The organism is Psychrobacter sp. M13, assembly GCF_030718935.1.
Classification (GTDB): Bacteria; Pseudomonadota; Gammaproteobacteria; order Pseudomonadales; family Moraxellaceae; genus Psychrobacter; species Psychrobacter immobilis_G.
Window position 1 is genome coordinate 1,277,537 of the sequence record NZ_CP132194.1, and the last position, 15,943, is coordinate 1,293,479.

Consider the following 15,943-nt stretch of genomic DNA (forward strand, 5'->3'; position numbering starts at 1 on the left):
TTATTTTGGTTCACGCATTTTTGCAATAACAGCAAGCTCTTTGGCCAGAGGATTGCGTTTGTGATAACGATAGTAAAAATAATTGAGTAATAACATAGCAGTAGCCACAGTTGATAGAATGGCCATGATAAAAAACAAATCACCATAAGCGGAGACTGTTGCTTGGCGCTGAATACCTTGTAATACTTGGCTCATTGCCCCAACATTCGCTTGCGCTGCATCCGTCGTTTGGTTTGACAATATACTACGAGTACCAGCAATTTGAGCGCTGAACGTAGGATCACCCAAATTCAGTGAGCTGACCATATCTGCATAATGCACTTGCGTACGAATGGTTGTAAATGCCTGAATTGCCGCCGCACCTGCCAAGCCGCCCACCGTTTGTGAAATACCAAAAATAACGGAAAAACTAATAATATAGGCAGGACCACTGGCAATCGCACGCAAAAATCCTTCAAAAACCAGAGGCCCCATGAAATACACCGCGGCAAATGCAATCAAAAATTGGCTGAGATAAAACATATAGGGTGCAGAATTAATAGACACACCCACATCCATCCAAGAGCCTAATGCAATCAATGCCACTGCAAAAATAACGGGTCGGCGTAAATCCATCGGATTGGTGCTAAAAATACTAATCACCAAAGCCAACACACTGGCAGCCAATATGACCGCATAAAAAGTAATGAGCTGATCGTTACCATAGCCTAAGTTGGCAAGTAATCCTGCCGCACCGACATTTTGCTCAGATAGCAAAATTCGCATGACAGCGCCCGTAATCATAAAGGCGATAATATTGCGGCTACGCATCCAGCGAACTTGTAGCATTGGGTTTTTGCGATGCGTTTCAATCCATAAGGCGATGCTGATTCCAACAATGGCAATCATCAGTGGATAGACAAGCCAAGGCGTCGTCCACCATAAAATCCTACCTTGCACCAAAATGACCGCTAATGCAGCCAGACCACTCGCAAAAAACCCAAAGCTGAGAAAATCGAGTTTCTCAAATACTTTTTCTGTATTACCTGGTGGTAGCTCTAAGATATTAATCAATCCAAAGCAAATCAGTGCCAAACCAAATTGGAATAGAAATAAGCTTTCAAGCTGACCATCGATGGTGAGGTAGGGCGAAATGATGCGGGATAATGGAATACCGAACTGTACCAAGCCAAAGCCCAATATTAGGCCACTAGTACGTTTGACAGTTGGCATACCTTGCAAGCAATAAAATAAGCCCAATATGGTCATGCCACTGGCTACCATACCGCTAAGTCCCCTTGCGACAATCTCTAGGTAATAGGGCTCGATGCCGATATTAGGCGTATCTAATAAGTGACTACTGATCAGCCACTGTAGACTCGTGGCGGCTAACAGAAAAAACAGGGTGATTTTACTAAACAGTGACATGCCAAATTGTTGGCGAATTTTGTACAGTAGAACGGTAATACAGGCATTGGTCATATTGTAGCTGACAGATATCCAACCACCTTCCGCAGGCGTTAATCCCAATTGGCCTTGAATTTGAGTGAGATTTGCGACAAGTAGACCATTTTGGAAGCTGGCTGTGAGACCAACGAAAATTCCAATCAGCAAATAAAATACTTTACGGCGTGCAGGATGGTCAGGATTGGCTGGAGAGCCCACCATCATTGGTTGTTCGTGGGGCTTAAACTGGTATTCAGTACTCATGGTCGTATGATGATTTGTGTGAATGAATAGAGTAAGGACATGGTACAGCTCCCCTATGATTGGCGGCGCTAGATGAGCGTGTCAGTAACTGATCTTAGTACAGTTATTAATGGAATAAAACAACAAAAATAGCCCAAGATAGACTTGGGCTATTTTATCATATTTTCTATTGAGCATTTATTATGAAGCGTGTTTACGCTTGCTTTGACTCGTCATGCTCAGCTTCAAGATTCATCGCACGTTGATAGCTATCAAGACTGGCCAGCTTTTCAGCATATTGTTTAATATGTGGATAAGCGTCTAGTTTTTGACGTTGAGCAAGAATGATCAAGTCAAACGACAGCATAAAATCAGCACCGCTCAATTTATCACCCACAATAAACGACTTACCCTCAACTGAGGTGTCTAAATATTTGAACAGTCTGGTTTTTTCTATCTCTATATAACCGTTCAAAAACTCATTGTCGTTGATACCTGCTTTTTTGGTAAACAATTCAAGCATCAATGGCAACATCAGCGAGCTTTCGGCAAAGTCAATCCACTGTAGATAATGCCCATAATCGGCGCTATCAAGAGCAGGGCGTAGACGATCTGGCGCAAAACGTTCGATCAATAGCTCAGTAATGGCCCCTGACTCCGAGTATATTTCACCATCCATTTCAATGACCGGTGATTTACCAAGAGGATGCACAGCTTTTAAGCTATCAGGTGCCAGATGCGTTTTAGCATCGCGCTGATGACTGACCACCTCATAAGGCACGCCTAGCTCTTCTAAGAGCCATAAAGTGCGTAATGAACGTGATTGATTGAGATGATGTAAGCGAACCATAGTATCGACCTTATTTCGTGGTGTGATTTATAGACAGTTGGGTCTTAACCTTTAAGCTTTGCGATTAGACGCGTAGCCGCTTCTTCTGATGAAGCTGGGTTTTGACCGGTGATCAACAGACCATCTTCAACCACAAATGATTCCCAGTCGGCCGCTTTTTCATAGTTACCGCCATTGGCAATAAGCGCATCTTCTACTAAGAATGGTACGACGTCTGTTAGGCCTACTGCATCTTCTTCTGAATTGGTAAAGCCCGTGACGGTCTTGCCTTTGACTAAGTATTCACCATCGATTTTGACGTTTTTGAGCGCAGCTGGAGAGTGACAAACAAAAGCAACAGGTTTGTCTTGCTTGACGAAAGTCTCGATCAAGTTAATAGAGTTTTCATCTACTGCCAAATCCCACAATGGGCCATGACCGCCAGGGTAGAATACAGAATCAAAATCTTCTGCTTTCATATCAGCAAGCTTTTTGGTAGTGGCCAAATGCTCTTGAGCGTCTTTGTCGTCTTTAAAACGCGTGGTATCTTTGGTTTGCGTATCTTCGGTATCACTACTAGGATCTAGTGGTGGCTGACCGCCAGCAGGAGAGGCGAGTGTCACATTGACGCCTGCATCAAGAAAAGCATAGTAAGGGGCGGCAAACTCTTCTAACCAAAAACCTGTCTTTTTGCCCGTATCACCCAATTTATCGTGTGAAGTTAGTACCATTAAAATATTCATAATTATTCCTATTATTCATTAAATGTGCTTTAAATTATTGGTTTAATATTAGCTTATCTACTATCAAAAACTATTCTACGTCAGCGACTTTAACGACCGTTTTACCGAAGTTATCACCTTCTAGCATTCCGATAAAGGCTTGTGGTGTTGCGCCTAAACCCTCAACCATATGCTCTTTAGTTTTGATTTCACCTGACTCAACCCAAGCGCCCATCGTCTTTAAAAACTCAGGGAAATGATCGCCATACTCTTCAAAGATAATAAAGCCTTTGACCGTTAGGCGTTTGCTTAGGACATTACCCATCAGCATGCCCAAACGATCTTTACCATCAGGTAATTCGGTAGCGTTATATTGTGATACTAGACCGCATACTGGAATACGCGCGTGAGCATTGAGTAGGGGTAATACAGCATCAAATACTTTGCCACCGACGTTTTCATAGTAGATGTCGATGCCATTAGGGCAGGCCGCTTGGAGCTGCTCAGCGAAGTCATCAGCACAATGATCAAGACATTTATCAAAGCCTAGCTCATTGATCGCATAAGCGCATTTTTCGGCTCCACCTGCCACACCGACGGTATTCAAGCCTAATTTATTACCGACTTGACCGACCGTTGCCCCAACAGGGCCTGTAGCAGCAGCAACGACTAATGTCTCGCCTTGTTGCGGTTTACCAATATCGGTCAGACCCATATAACCCGTAAAGCCTGGCATACCTAGAACACCTAAACCGTATGAGGGGTGCGGCATATCTTTGTCTAGTTTGATCACGCCTTCGCCATTACTGACGCTATAATCTTGCCAGCCTGAGTTAGAGACTACCAAGTCACCGACGGCAAATTTGTCTACATTCGATTCGACCACTTGCGCAACCGTACCGCCGAGCATCACATCACCGACTTCTAGCGGATCAGCGTAGCTTTTGGCATCGCTCATACGTCCACGCATATATGGATCAAGTGAGGCATAGACGGTACGCAGAAGCATCTGGCTGTCATTAGGCTTCGGTATCTCACCAGTCGCCATTTCAAAGTTATCAGCAGTTGGCGCGCCATTTGGACGGCTGGCTAGTTTAATTTGACGATTGATTTGATTATTTTGTTGTTGTTGAAAGCTCGACTGTTTATCAGTACTCATAGGAGGCTCCTTTTCTTATTAATAGTATTGTTTTTAGGCAATTGAAGATCAAGCCAAACGGCTACTAGTAAAGCAACCGTTTGGTAATTAATAAAAGCAACTAGCTGGCTTTTGCTGTCACTGCTCGCTCTAAGATACGGCGTGATACTTGCAAGTCGTTTTTGCCATGCTCACCTAGTTTGACCATTTGATGCGCTTCCAATTGCTTGATAATCGGATCAATAGCTGACTGATCTAATTCGGCATCTTCTAAGCTAACTGGCAGTCCGAGCTCGCGGAAGAAGTTTTCAGTATGACTAATAGCGGACTCTATGATAGCGTCATCATCTTGACCCTCGTCAGTGATGTGCCATACATTGCGAGCATACTGGAGCAGTTTATCTTTTTTGCTGTCTTTAAGCTCACGTAGTACTGATGGCAATACGATGGTCAAGGTGCGAGCATGATCAATAGCATGCAATGATGTTAGCTCATGACCGATCATATGAGTCGTCCAATCTTGTGGTACGCCCGTACCGATGAGACCGTTCAGAGCCATAGTGGCGGTCCACATAATGTTTTTGCGGACTTCCATATTCTCTGAATCTTCTTTGACGGCTCTACCTTCATCAATAAGGATTTTGAGTAGACTCTCAGCGAACGCATCTTGTACCTTGGCATTGACTGGATAAGTCAAATACTGCTCCATTACATGCACAAAAGCATCTGCCACACCATTCATCACTTGACGATCAGGCAAGGTCAAAGTCTTGCTAGGATCTAAAATAGAGAATTTAGGGAAGGCTAATGGATTACCAAACGGTAGCTTCGCTTGGCGTTCGCTATGATTGACTACACCCCCTGAATTCATCTCAGAACCCGTCGCTGGAATCGTTAATACGGCACCTAAATCAATGGCAGAGTCTATATCTCTACAATAGCTAGTTAGCGCGCTCCAAGCTTTATCACGTGATACCGTACTGTCAACATTATCATCATCATGTAATGAAGAGACCAGTGCGACAAATTTGCTACCATCAATAACTGAGCCACCACCGACTGCTAACAAAAAGTCGATATTGTGCTCATTGACCATATCAGCTGCTTTTAGCAGGGTCACAAACTCAGGGTTTGGCTCAATACCACCGAACTCAAATACTTCACGGCTACCGCTAGCCGCTAGTGCTTCTCTGACTTCAGCTAAAGTGCCTGTGCGCTCAGCTGAACCACCGCCATAAGTAATTAACACGCGGGCATCAGTCGGTACTAGCTTAGATAGCTGCTGGATTTGATCTTCACCGAAGACGATACGTACTGGATTGTAATATTGAAAGTTATTCATAATATTCCTAAATCTTTATTGAGGTTAATTAAATTAGTTTTATTAAAAATTTTGATTGGTTATAAATGTCTAATAAACATAGATAACCAAAAACTGTTTGCATTGTACATTAATTAGACCGGTCGTCTAGTCATTATTTATAATAGTTACAAAACAGCTGTATAGAGATATTTAGACAAGAACAATTGATCTAACAACAATAAAGCTAGCCTATAAATACTTTAACGACCCATCTCAGTCGTAGTCATTTGCCAGACCTCAGATAGAGGTGTATTAGTCTGACTAATTTTGGCAATCAGGCTGGCACCGAGCCATGCAAAATACCAGCGCTTGGCGATACTCTCCGCTGAGATATTGGCGCGCTTAGGTATTGAGCCATCTGCCCAACCAGCTTTGATATGTGTCGCTAACCAGTTTATAGTCTGCTGATAGCCTGTATCTAGCGCTTTACGCATCGGCTCTGACATATCAGCGACTTCAGCACTTAATTTTACTACCAAGCATTTTTCATGATCGCAGCCGTTCTGCTGCGTGTCATACCAGTTTTGAAAGTAGTCATAAAGCTTTTGCTGAGCGCTAGTATCTTGCTCATTAATCATATCTAAACGCGTTTTATAACGAGTAAAATAGTAATTGATGATCGCTTCACCAAAAGCTTCTTTTGACGCAAAGTAATGATAAAATGAGCCTTTAGGGACACCTGCGGTATCTAGTATTTGCTTGATACCAACAGCGGTAAACCCCTTCTGCGAAAGGAGCTGATAGCCGGTCGTCAGTAGATGCGTCTTAGTATTGGTAAGCGTGGTACTGTTTAGCGTAGTATCATTAATAGAAACAGCTGAGGTAGTAGCAGACATAAAAATTATGCCCTCCTTATTGTGTTGGTTTTGACATTAGGTTGTATTGGTTTGAACTATCGAGCAAATGGCATTTAGACCAATCGTATTTGGATGAGTTACGTTTTTTCAACAAAATCTGCTGATAATAGTTTTTGGTTTTAAGTGCCTCTATGGTAGCATTAGACCAGTCGTCTAGCAAGTTAGGTTTGTATATTCGTGATACTTACTATCGAAATGATACTCACATTAAAAATAGACTTTTATGATTGAGAGAAAAGAGTCGCTCTTATTGGAATAACGACTCAATGAATGCCAAATGGACAACATTGAAGTAAATTTTAGCCCATAAAAATATAAATGTTTTAATTGATGACGCGCCCTAGATAACTCTTGATTTATACAATCATTAACTTGAATAAAAATAGGAATGATCATGTCAAATAATAATCAATCAAGCACTGAGAAATATAGCGATTTTAGTTTTCAATATATAGCGGGCGAGTGGCAAAAAGGTCAAGACGATAGCGTCAATACCGACACCAACCCATTCAACGGTGAGACCTTAGTTGAGATTAAGCAAGCCACGCAAAGCCAATTAGATGAGGCTTATAAAGCGGCAGAAATAGCACAGATTGAATGGGCACAAACCAGCCCAGCCGAACGCGGTGCACTACTACATAAAGTGGTTAGCATCTTAGATCAGCGTCAAGATGAGATCGTTGATTGGCTAGTCAAGGAGTCGGGCAGTACGCGTATCAAGGCGATGGTCGAGTTTAGCAGTGCACGCGCCATTACAGTAGAGGCAGCAGGTTTCCCTAGTCGTGTGCATGGTGAGATACGTGCTTCAAAGATTCCGGGTAAAGAGAATTTTATTTATCGTGAGCCTATTGGGGTTATTGCAGTGATTAGTCCATGGAATTTTCCGTTTCATCTGACCCAGCGCTCAATTGCACCAGCTCTAGCGCTAGGTAATGCAGTAGTGCTGAAGCCTGCCAGCGATACACCAGTTATAGGCGGTCTACTGCTTGCCAAGATATTTGAAGAAGCGGGACTACCAAAGGGGCTGCTCAATGTAGTGGTTGGGGCAGGTAGCGAGATTGGTGATGCTATCGTCACTCATGACACCCCAAGACTCATCTCTTTTACAGGTTCAACATCAGTCGGTAAGAATATCGGCGAGCTGGCCAACAGTGGTAATACTATTAAAAAGCTAGCATTAGAGCTGGGTGGCAATAACCCTTTCGTAGTGCTAAAAGACGCTAACTTAGATAACGCGGTAAAAGCGGCGGTGTTTGGCAAGTTCTTGCATCAAGGTCAAATCTGTATCGCTATCAACCGCATTATCGTTGAAGATGCTATTTATGATGATTTCGTTGAGCGTTTTCACGCGCATGTAAAAACGTTAAAAGTGGGTGATCCTAACGATCAAGATACAGCGATTGGACCTATTATTAATGAAGATCAGCTTAAATCAATCAAAGATAAAATCGCTAAAGCAAAAGATGCTGGCGCGAACATGATTATGAGTGGCGAGATTGAGGGGCAAGTGGTGCCGCCGCATATCTTTACTGAGGTTACTGCTGATATGGATTTATCTTGTAATGAAATATTTGGTCCATTAGTCGGTATTATCCGTGCCAAAGATGAGGATGAAGCCTTAAAGCTGGCTAACGATACTGAGTATGGATTATCAAGTGCAGTATTTACCGAAGATATGGAAAAAGGTCTGCGTTTCGCTCGCGGTATCAAAGCAGGCATGACCCATATCAATGACATCACCGTTAATGACGAAAGTAATGCACCATTCGGTGGGGAGAAAAACTCTGGTATTGGGCGCTTTAATGGCGAATGGGTGTTAGAAGAGTTTACAACTTTGCATTGGATATCTGTGCAGCATGAGCCTCGTAACTATCCTTTCTAAAAACGGCTGTTTTTACTCAGATGATTTAAAATAATGTTTTTAAAATGAAAAAAAGACTGCTGTATAGGCAGTCTTTTTCTATGGGAGCTTTGATAGTAGGATTAATCAAGGTGAAAACCTAACATATCTTTGATCTCATCGATGGTCATGTGCCTAACGAGCGCCTGATCTTCTACTGACAAGCGATTGGTATGCTCTTTGATCATCTTATGGATACTGCGTGCCACCTCAGAGGTTGTGGCATAGTACATTTGTGGTTCTTCTTTGGTGAGTTTTATCAAAAATTCATTTACGATTTTACGTTTGTGAATCACAACGTGTTCTACAGTCATAACATTCTCCTAGAGAGGAACTATTTAAACAGTCAGCTTAAATTTAGTCAATAACAGCTTAGTGAAGATGTAATACCTACATAATATAAGTAAAGCAAAAGTAGTATTAATACACGCGGTTAACAAGCCATATACTGTTCGATGTTTCTTTAGATACTATAGTTTAATATGACCTAGTTTAAGAGACATAGAACAATAACTTTTGGAACCGTAACGATGTCAAATACGCCTGTAAATAGTCCACCTACTGCCAAAACATCACTAGTGCTATTTCATAATGATTTACGCGTTCATGATAACGCCACTTTAGTTAAAGCCGCCCAATTGACTGATGATAATAACGGACGACTGCTACTGGTCTACGCGCAAGCACTAGTGGATAGCTCAAACTCAAATAATTGGAGTCAGGCTTATCATTTTGATGAGATGGGAGATGCTCGTCGGCAGTTTTTAGTTGATAGCTTGGCAGATTTAGATCAATCCTTGCAGCAGCTGGGCAATAGGCTACTGTGCCTAAAAAATGACGGCTTTCAGCATAGCAATTCACAGGATGAGTCAGCACAGTCAGACACTTTTACGCAGTTATGTCAGCTTATCGAAGCACAACAGGTCACGGATGTCTGCGTGAGCCAAATGGCAGACTACGCGCAAAATCGAGCTTATAAAGCGCTGCAAGATAAGTACCCAAATATCGATTGGCATGTGCAAGCGGTCACGACCTTGTTTGATGATATGCCGACCAAAGCGTTACCGCAGAGCTTTACTCAGTTCCGTAAAAAGGTTGAGTATGATCATGATTTATTGACTGCTGACTTTGATTTACTTATTACTCAAACACCAGCGACGCTGCCAAAAATGCCTGATTCTTTGATCAACAGCAACGAAGATAAGCTGTTTTTTAGCAGCCAAGTTATCGATAGTAGTGCTGATAATCAGTCAAAAGTTAATCCTCAAAGTCAGTTTAAAGGCGGTGAGACTAGCGCTATAGAGCATCTTAATAGCTATTTTGAATCTGATGCGCCCAGCATTTATAAAGAGACACGTAATACACTTGATGACTGGACACACTCTACTAAGTTCTCTGCTTGGCTGGCGAATGGCTCACTATCAGTGAAGGTGCTGCTCAATCGCTTACGTCAGTATGAGCGTGAAATTGTCGCTAATAAGTCAACTTATTGGATATGGTTTGAGCTGCTCTGGCGTGAGTATTTTTATTGGTATGCCGACGTTCATCAAAAGCAGCTATTTACCTTCCAAGGCATCAGCAGTCACAAGCCGACAACGCTGTACGATAATCGCTCGGGCAAAGCGCCCAGAGAGCAGCGCTTAGAGGAGTGGCAAAAGGGCGAAACGGGCTACCCTATAGTCAATGCCTGTATGAAGCAGCTCAATAGCACGGGCTATATGTCCAACCGTGGTCGGCAGATAGTAGCCAGCGCTTTTATTCATGAGTTGGGGTTAGACTGGCGCTATGGGGCGACTTACTTTGAGCAGCAGCTGATCGATTATGATGTCGCCAGCAACTGGGGTAATTGGCAATATTTGGCAGGAGTAGGGGCTGATCCTAGAGGCTGCCGACAGTTCAATCTATCAAAACAAACCCAGCAGCATGATCCTAAAAATGAGTTTATCGATAGATGGACGTAGGAATTAATTCGCTACCAGATATTAATTGAAAAACTAATGAAATATAGACACTAAGAAAACGAAACAATGCTATGAAAAAACCCAGTCCTTATTTGACTTTTGCAGGTACCATCCCTTTTATAGCTTGTGCTGTGCTGATTACTATTGGGATCGATGCGATACAGGCTTTGGGTGCGACTGAGCATATTCTAGCGGTTTATGGTCTAGTGATTGCTACCTTTATGGCTGGCGCGCAGTGGGGTAATCATTTGAGCTTAGCCGATGACAATGCTTGGGCAGTTAAATTGCCTATATTAAGTAATATTGTTGCGCTGGCGCTATGGCTTGGCTTTTTAATATTATCAATTGCAGGCTTTATTTGGTTGCTTATTATTAGCTTTATTGCTTTACTCATTATCGATTATGGACTTAATAAAGCACGAGTAATCGATGACAAATATTTTACCGTGAGAAAGTATGTGACGTTAATCGTGGTCGTTTCGCTGATTGTGGCAGCAGTACAACTATAGAACTTATCTGTGAATAATATAAAAGAAAGCTAAATCCTTTAACTATAACGAGATAACCTAATGTTTAAAATAAAAGTAGAACGCATTATAAAAAAGCCGATTGATGAGGTGTTTGAAGCACTGAGCGATCATGCCAGTTATGGATCATTCAAAGCTGTAGGGGTTGCTAAGTTAGTGACTGAGGGTGACGATGAGCGTAATGGTGTTGGCGCTCTGCGTACTATACAGACGGGCCCCGTCAAATTTTGGGAGCGAATTACTGCGTTTGAGCGTCCGACTCACATGCAATATCAAATAGAAAAAGCTAGGCCTGTAAAAATGCAGCACGATAAAGGCATTATTGATCTAAAAGATTTAGGCGATGGCACCACACGGGTGACTTGGGTGTCCGAAGGTCGAATAGTAGTCCCATTGCCATTAATCGGTCGTTTACTTGATCGCAAAATGCAGAAACAAGGTACAGTAGGATTTAGCAGCATACTCAAGGCAATAGAAAGCCGCTAACTCAGCGGCTATTTTTCACTATTTAGCGGTTAAAATTTTAAGCTTAGAAGACTACTTTTAATTTTAATCGGCTTTATTCTTGGCAGCTTCAATTTCATTAAAGCGCGCCAACTGTTCAGGCGTTGCTTTTAGTTGATACTTGTCTTTCCATTCAGAATAGGGCATACCATAAACGAGTTCGCGTGCCTCTTCATAATCGATTGCAATGCCGCGCTCCTCACCAGCCGCTTTATACCATTTAGATAAACAGTTGCGACAAAAGTCAGCAAGATTCATAAGTTCGATATTTTGCACATCTTTACGTTCGTCTAGATGAGCTAATAACCGACGAAAAGCAGCGGCTTCTAACTCGATATTGGATTCTAATTTTGCCATAAAGTTTTTCCTAATTATTAATGCTCGATTTTTAATACAAACGCTTAAGCTTTAATTGACTTAAGGATTTTCAAGTTTAGGACGAGCTTTATTGACTGCTTTAAGCAAAGATTTTTCAAATTCGCCTTCTTTAAATCTAACCAAATAAGAGTGTGCGGCGCAGAAGTTGCGCACTTCACGCCAGTCATGAGCTAAGTTACTTGCCCAATCACAATACTCTTTACCTGCGTTTGAATTGTCTTCAAGTGCTTTTTTAGTTGTCGGATGCAGCATAATCTCTGGTAGTAGTTTCCCAAGCAACTTAGTAGGCGGACTCATAAAAGTGTCATCGACGTGCAAGCTTTTACTAGCCGGATGATAAGCTAAAAGCGAGCCTGCATGAATCATCTCGTTGGCATGAATATAGTAAATCCCTTGCGATAGTGAAAATTCAAGCTCAGGATAGCGCTGCGCTACAGCTCTACTCTCAACTAAATCATCGCTCCAACTTACATCAGCTACTTTTTGCTTGTGACGGCTACTACCATAAAAGACAGCTTGCGGAAAATCTTTCGCCATTTGCGCACAGTGAATAGTGTGAAAAGGATGCAAGTTGAGCACTGCTTCTACATCTTTACCATCGTTCGTCAAGCCCATAACTTTTGAGCGAATATCATCGGTTAGCGTATAGCTATCCAGAAAGATAAATTTGCCTGACTCAAGCTTGACTAGTGAACACTGGGTGCCGATGTTGATAACGCCACCAATACGAAAATCACCACGTATGTTCCAAAATCCTGAGCCTAAATCATGAATTTTCTCTGACATTGATATCTCCTAATTAGTTTTTATTTCAGAGATATGTACAATTGATTGTACATATCTCTAAAATTTAAGTTTTAACAGTTGAGTTTTAAAGTTTGAGATTAATGATAATTTATCCTGCTTCTAAAGTTGAACGCGCTTTATCGATAGCCGCTAGCAGTTTTTCTTCAAACTCACCTTCTGCAAATACGACTAATCCAGAATGCGCACTACAGAAATGACGTGTCTCACGCCAATCATGCGCAAGCTTTATTGCCCAGTCGCAATAGTCTTTGCCCGCGTTTGGCTCATCAATGAGCGCTTTCAAGGTAGTCGCATGCAAATTTATATTTGCTTGCACTTCGTCAAATAGCTTGGAGGGCGGAGTCTGAATAGTATCATCCACATACAAGCTTTGACTAGCAGGATGAAAAACTAACAGCGAGCCTGAATGTATCGAATCATCTGGCGCTATATAATAAATTCCTTTAGGAACTGAAAATTTAAGCTCTGGGTAGCGCTCAGCTACTGCTTTACTTTCGACATAATCCTCGTTCCAATCGACTTCTGGAACCTCTTTGTGATGACGAGCACTGCCATAAAAGGTAGCGTGCGGAAAGTCTTTGGCAACGCGAGCACAGTGTACAGTATGAAAAGGATGCACGTTGAGCACGGCTTCTATATCTTGACCGTTATCAGTCAAAGCCATAACTTGTGCGCGCACTTCACCAGTGAGGGTATAGCTATCTAGGAGGATGAACTTGCCTGATGCTAGTTTGACTAACGCTGATTGATTGCCGATATCGATGATGTTGTCTCTGACAAACGAGCCACGAATGCTCCAAAAACCTGCGCCTAAATCATGGATTTTGTCTGACATAGTGATTATTCCTATTTTACTTTGAATTAATAATATTTAAGGTGAATAGTACCTATTATTTCCTTTAAGTGATAACACAGGTAACAAACGCTATACAGCGTTTTGTCTTCTTATTCTAAAGCTATGCATTACAATTTAGCTTTACTAAATGATCTTTAATTAGTGTTATTTTCAAAAAAGTCTTTGATATTGATGCTACTTATTCTTTTACTTATCTGAGGCTATACCATGAATTATATTTTTAAACTAAGCGCTTCAGCTATTATGACGGCTATGCTGATGACAGGCTGCTCAAATATAAGCCCAAATAGCAACTCTAAAGCTAATACCACGACTACAGCCGTACAAACTGCACCTACCCCGCAAACGGGCTATCGCTTTAGCGCCGCTGAAAACTTCGATATCGTCAATAAGGACAAGCTATCTTATCGTAACTTTTATGCCAAGCCATCGACTGGCGTTGATGCTAAGTGGTTTGATGCGGTCAAAAAAGGCGATCTACCTACGGTTAGATACATGGTTGAGAGTGGTCAAAACTTAGAAGCAAAAGACACGGGTAATCTAGGTCAAACGGCTCTTGGCTGGGCGGCATTTATCGGTTATGAGGATATGGTAGATTATCTGATTGACCAAGATGCTAGTCTGCAAGCTACTGATAAAGGTGACGTCTATAATGTGCTAAAGTCAGCGGCATTAGGCAAGAATACTAACGTAGTTAAAAAGGTTTATAACTTATTGGATGCTAGTGAAGGCGTTGATCTAAACGATCAAACTCGTGAGAGCGATGGGGAGACGCTAATCATGGTGTCAGCCAGTAATAATCGTTTAGAGACGGTGAAATATCTATTATCTAAAGGTGCTAACCCCAATTTAGTAGCAACCACTGATAACAAAAGCTTAGGCTCATATAACCAAGGCGCATATTCCTATGCGTGTACTCGCGGGTTAGTTGAGATGCAGCAGTTGCTAAAAGCCAATGGCGCGATCAACCATCGTACGGGTGAGGCGAGCTGTGAGTAGATAGAACTAAGAATTGGGCATTCAGCCAGAAAGGCCGCTAATGATTAGCGGCCTTTCTGGCTATTTTTAAGACGCGAATTGCTCCTGCCAACTTTCCAGCTACGTCTATGATCAAGATACCTAATATGCTCAAAGTCACTCACTGCCTAGATGGTAGGTCGAACACAAAGTCTATTATTGTTCAAAGCAATAATGATACAATCAGTCAAAACATATCGGATAGAGGGCTTGCTCATGCGGTTACAGGCGGGATTGGTAGCGATAGGTATTGGGGTTAGTTTGGGCGTGCCATCTACAACGCAGGCTAGCATCTTAAATGAGGATGACAGCCTTATCTGTGCCGTTTATCTCATGATGGCAGTAGATGATTTGATGCCTGCAGGTAGTATGACAACCGAACAAGCTAAGGAAAACATGAATCGTAGCTACAGGCGTTTAACAGCTATGAGCCTGATGCATGATATACCTGCCAGCGAAATAGCACAGCGCTATTCAGACGCTCGAAAATATGAACGCCAAAATATGACTATTGATGGTCAGCCTGCCAGCCGCTTGATTTATTCTGATCGCTCGCTTGAGTATACAAGGTTGCTAGCGGCTAGAACACAGCAGTATTGTATGCACAGTGAAGGTGATATAAAGCGCGTCTTTAATGACATGCCGCTAGGCGCATCAATATTGCGTCTTAGAGCGATAAAATTTGAGCTTCAAGCAATTGAAGAAAATTAATTTTGAAAGTTGTTGAGATAGAATGCAGCGGTAAGTTTGTCCTTATCATAGACGATAGTAGTTTTAGAACATTTAAAAAAGCGTTTGACGAATTAGATGATGCTATTGGATAGATAAAGTCAATCAATCATTCATTTCTAAGTAACCTATGCGGTGATGAAGTGCGATATGAGTTTGGTCAACTGTACCTGTGCTTTCTAAGTCACTTTTGCATTACCCTACAGTGCGATAAATAATAAATATTAGCGCGTTTTGAATGTAAGATAGTTTTGAGGTCGGATGAGGCGAAGCTATTATCGGTATAAGCGTTTTTGCGAGAGGTAGGTTTGACCATAATAGCTCCAAGAGGTGTCCAATGAGTTAGAAGTTTTATAATAATATAAAAGTAAATTATTGTTGATTTATACTAAACAGCTCTGTCATTAAAAACAAGGGTTAAAATTAGTCATACGACAACAGATGACGCTAGATATTTATTTATTAATAATAATCAACAGACCCTAGTTATTGCACTGTTATTGCACCCTTTTTAGCGCTGAGACCATCTTACAATGTGCTACCATAGCGTACTTACAACCGTAATCACTAAGCGCATATCAAGATTGGTTTTTACGATTTTACTCCTACTAGCCACGCCAGCTAAACCGCGTCCAACATAGTCAGCCTCCTTGTGAATAACTCTAAAACATCAACTTCTAACGACTC

The 15,943-nt window shown here is 41.8% G+C and carries 16 protein-coding genes and 1 pseudogene; 6 read left to right on the forward strand and 11 right to left on the reverse strand.

Features of this window, described 5'->3' with window-relative positions; all coding sequences use genetic code 11:
• From Q9G97_RS05370 to Q9G97_RS05395, 6 genes are all read right to left on the reverse strand, one after another.
• Positions 1–1,689: an MFS transporter gene (locus tag Q9G97_RS05370; RefSeq protein WP_305900024.1), complete on the reverse strand. Its 1,689-nt coding sequence runs from the start codon at positions 1,687–1,689 to the stop codon at positions 1–3.
• A 193-nt stretch (positions 1,690–1,882) separates the two neighbouring features.
• Positions 1,883–2,518 (reverse strand): glutathione S-transferase family protein, encoded by a 636-nt coding sequence (locus tag Q9G97_RS05375; RefSeq protein ID WP_305900025.1) that lies wholly within the window; start codon positions 2,516–2,518, stop codon positions 1,883–1,885.
• 44 nt (positions 2,519–2,562) lie between these two features.
• Positions 2,563–3,240 carry a type 1 glutamine amidotransferase domain-containing protein gene (locus Q9G97_RS05380; protein ID WP_305900026.1) on the reverse strand — a complete coding sequence of 226 codons (678 nt, stop codon included), beginning with the start codon at positions 3,238–3,240 and terminating at the stop codon, positions 2,563–2,565.
• A 70-nt stretch (positions 3,241–3,310) separates the two neighbouring features.
• Complete coding sequence (locus Q9G97_RS05385) at positions 3,311–4,378, reverse strand: NADP-dependent oxidoreductase (RefSeq protein WP_305900027.1); 1,068 nt, start codon at positions 4,376–4,378, stop codon at positions 3,311–3,313.
• 100 nt (positions 4,379–4,478) lie between these two features.
• Positions 4,479–5,699, reverse strand: coding sequence for an iron-containing alcohol dehydrogenase (locus Q9G97_RS05390; protein WP_305900028.1), 1,221 nt, complete (start codon positions 5,697–5,699; stop codon positions 4,479–4,481).
• A gap of 221 nt (positions 5,700–5,920) precedes the next feature.
• Positions 5,921–6,556, reverse strand: coding sequence for a TetR/AcrR family transcriptional regulator (locus Q9G97_RS05395; RefSeq protein WP_305900029.1), 636 nt, complete (start codon positions 6,554–6,556; stop codon positions 5,921–5,923).
• Positions 6,557–6,971: 415 nt separating this feature from the next.
• On the opposite strand from Q9G97_RS05395, the gene Q9G97_RS05400 reads away from it, so the two are divergent.
• Positions 6,972–8,459 carry an aldehyde dehydrogenase family protein gene (locus Q9G97_RS05400; protein WP_305900030.1) on the forward strand — a complete coding sequence of 496 codons (1,488 nt, stop codon included), beginning with the start codon at positions 6,972–6,974 and terminating at the stop codon, positions 8,457–8,459.
• Positions 8,460–8,560: 101 nt separating this feature from the next.
• On the opposite strand, the gene Q9G97_RS05405 is transcribed toward Q9G97_RS05400, so the two are convergent.
• Entirely contained in the window at positions 8,561–8,791 is a 231-nt protein-coding gene (locus Q9G97_RS05405; protein WP_305900031.1) for a hypothetical protein, read from the reverse strand.
• Between the two features lie 216 nt (positions 8,792–9,007).
• Between Q9G97_RS05405 and Q9G97_RS05410 the strand changes: the two genes are divergently transcribed.
• The 3 genes from Q9G97_RS05410 to Q9G97_RS05420 all read left to right on the forward strand — a co-directional run bounded on the left by Q9G97_RS05410 (position 9,008) and on the right by Q9G97_RS05420 (position 11,451).
• Positions 9,008–10,438 carry a DASH family cryptochrome gene (locus tag Q9G97_RS05410; protein ID WP_305900032.1) on the forward strand — a complete coding sequence of 477 codons (1,431 nt, stop codon included), beginning with the start codon at positions 9,008–9,010 and terminating at the stop codon, positions 10,436–10,438.
• Positions 10,439–10,509: 71 nt separating this feature from the next.
• Positions 10,510–10,947 carry a DUF3429 domain-containing protein gene (locus Q9G97_RS05415; protein WP_305900033.1) on the forward strand — a complete coding sequence of 146 codons (438 nt, stop codon included), beginning with the start codon at positions 10,510–10,512 and terminating at the stop codon, positions 10,945–10,947.
• A gap of 60 nt (positions 10,948–11,007) precedes the next feature.
• Positions 11,008–11,451: an SRPBCC family protein gene (locus tag Q9G97_RS05420; protein WP_305900034.1), complete on the forward strand. Its 444-nt coding sequence runs from the start codon at positions 11,008–11,010 to the stop codon at positions 11,449–11,451.
• A 63-nt stretch (positions 11,452–11,514) separates the two neighbouring features.
• On the opposite strand, the gene Q9G97_RS05425 is transcribed toward Q9G97_RS05420, so the two are convergent.
• The 3 genes from Q9G97_RS05425 to Q9G97_RS05435 form a co-directional block, all read right to left on the reverse strand.
• A complete protein-coding gene (locus tag Q9G97_RS05425) occupies positions 11,515–11,826 on the reverse strand; it encodes a DUF1244 domain-containing protein (RefSeq protein ID WP_201572982.1) in 312 nt (103 codons plus the stop codon).
• A gap of 60 nt (positions 11,827–11,886) precedes the next feature.
• Positions 11,887–12,633, reverse strand: a complete 747-nt coding sequence (locus Q9G97_RS05430; protein WP_305900035.1) for a hypothetical protein — start codon at positions 12,631–12,633, stop codon at positions 11,887–11,889.
• A 109-nt stretch (positions 12,634–12,742) separates the two neighbouring features.
• Positions 12,743–13,489 carry a hypothetical protein gene (locus Q9G97_RS05435; RefSeq protein ID WP_305900036.1) on the reverse strand — a complete coding sequence of 249 codons (747 nt, stop codon included), beginning with the start codon at positions 13,487–13,489 and terminating at the stop codon, positions 12,743–12,745.
• 228 nt (positions 13,490–13,717) lie between these two features.
• Between Q9G97_RS05435 and Q9G97_RS05440 the strand changes: the two genes are divergently transcribed.
• Complete coding sequence (locus Q9G97_RS05440) at positions 13,718–14,509, forward strand: ankyrin repeat domain-containing protein (protein ID WP_305900037.1); 792 nt, start codon at positions 13,718–13,720, stop codon at positions 14,507–14,509.
• A 228-nt stretch (positions 14,510–14,737) separates the two neighbouring features.
• The gene (locus Q9G97_RS05445) at positions 14,738–15,238 is read left to right on the forward strand and encodes a hypothetical protein (RefSeq protein ID WP_305900038.1); all 501 of its coding nucleotides are present in this window, start codon (positions 14,738–14,740) and stop codon (positions 15,236–15,238) included.
• A gap of 205 nt (positions 15,239–15,443) precedes the next feature.
• On the opposite strand, the pseudogene Q9G97_RS05450 reads toward Q9G97_RS05445, so the two are convergent.
• Positions 15,444–15,572: pseudogene (locus Q9G97_RS05450) on the reverse strand (subtype I-F CRISPR-associated endonuclease Cas1); the annotation flags it as partial.
• Positions 15,573–15,943: the final 371 nt, after the last annotated feature.

Excerpts from the sequence above, each read along its gene's own strand:
- Q9G97_RS05395 (WP_305900029.1), bottom strand. The coding sequence starts at position 6,556 with ATGTCTGCTACTACCTCAGCTGTTTCTATTAATGATACTACGCTAAAC.
- Q9G97_RS05370 (WP_305900024.1), bottom strand. The coding sequence starts at position 1,689 with ATGAGTACTGAATACCAGTTTAAGCCCCACGAACAACCAATGATGGTG.
- Q9G97_RS05385 (WP_305900027.1), bottom strand. The coding sequence starts at position 4,378 with ATGAGTACTGATAAACAGTCGAGCTTTCAACAACAACAAAATAATCAA.
- Q9G97_RS05375 (WP_305900025.1), bottom strand. The coding sequence starts at position 2,518 with ATGGTTCGCTTACATCATCTCAATCAATCACGTTCATTACGCACTTTA.
- Q9G97_RS05405 (WP_305900031.1), bottom strand. The coding sequence starts at position 8,791 with ATGACTGTAGAACACGTTGTGATTCACAAACGTAAAATCGTAAATGAA.
- Q9G97_RS05440 (WP_305900037.1), top strand. The coding sequence starts at position 13,718 with ATGAATTATATTTTTAAACTAAGCGCTTCAGCTATTATGACGGCTATG.
- Q9G97_RS05400 (WP_305900030.1), top strand. The coding sequence starts at position 6,972 with ATGTCAAATAATAATCAATCAAGCACTGAGAAATATAGCGATTTTAGT.
- Q9G97_RS05410 (WP_305900032.1), top strand. The coding sequence starts at position 9,008 with ATGTCAAATACGCCTGTAAATAGTCCACCTACTGCCAAAACATCACTA.
- Q9G97_RS05425 (WP_201572982.1), bottom strand. The coding sequence starts at position 11,826 with ATGGCAAAATTAGAATCCAATATCGAGTTAGAAGCCGCTGCTTTTCGT.
- Q9G97_RS05435 (WP_305900036.1), bottom strand. The coding sequence starts at position 13,489 with ATGTCAGACAAAATCCATGATTTAGGCGCAGGTTTTTGGAGCATTCGT.
- Q9G97_RS05380 (WP_305900026.1), bottom strand. The coding sequence starts at position 3,240 with ATGAATATTTTAATGGTACTAACTTCACACGATAAATTGGGTGATACG.
- Q9G97_RS05415 (WP_305900033.1), top strand. The coding sequence starts at position 10,510 with ATGAAAAAACCCAGTCCTTATTTGACTTTTGCAGGTACCATCCCTTTT.
- Q9G97_RS05390 (WP_305900028.1), bottom strand. The coding sequence starts at position 5,699 with ATGAATAACTTTCAATATTACAATCCAGTACGTATCGTCTTCGGTGAA.
- Q9G97_RS05430 (WP_305900035.1), bottom strand. The coding sequence starts at position 12,633 with ATGTCAGAGAAAATTCATGATTTAGGCTCAGGATTTTGGAACATACGT.
- Q9G97_RS05420 (WP_305900034.1), top strand. The coding sequence starts at position 11,008 with ATGTTTAAAATAAAAGTAGAACGCATTATAAAAAAGCCGATTGATGAG.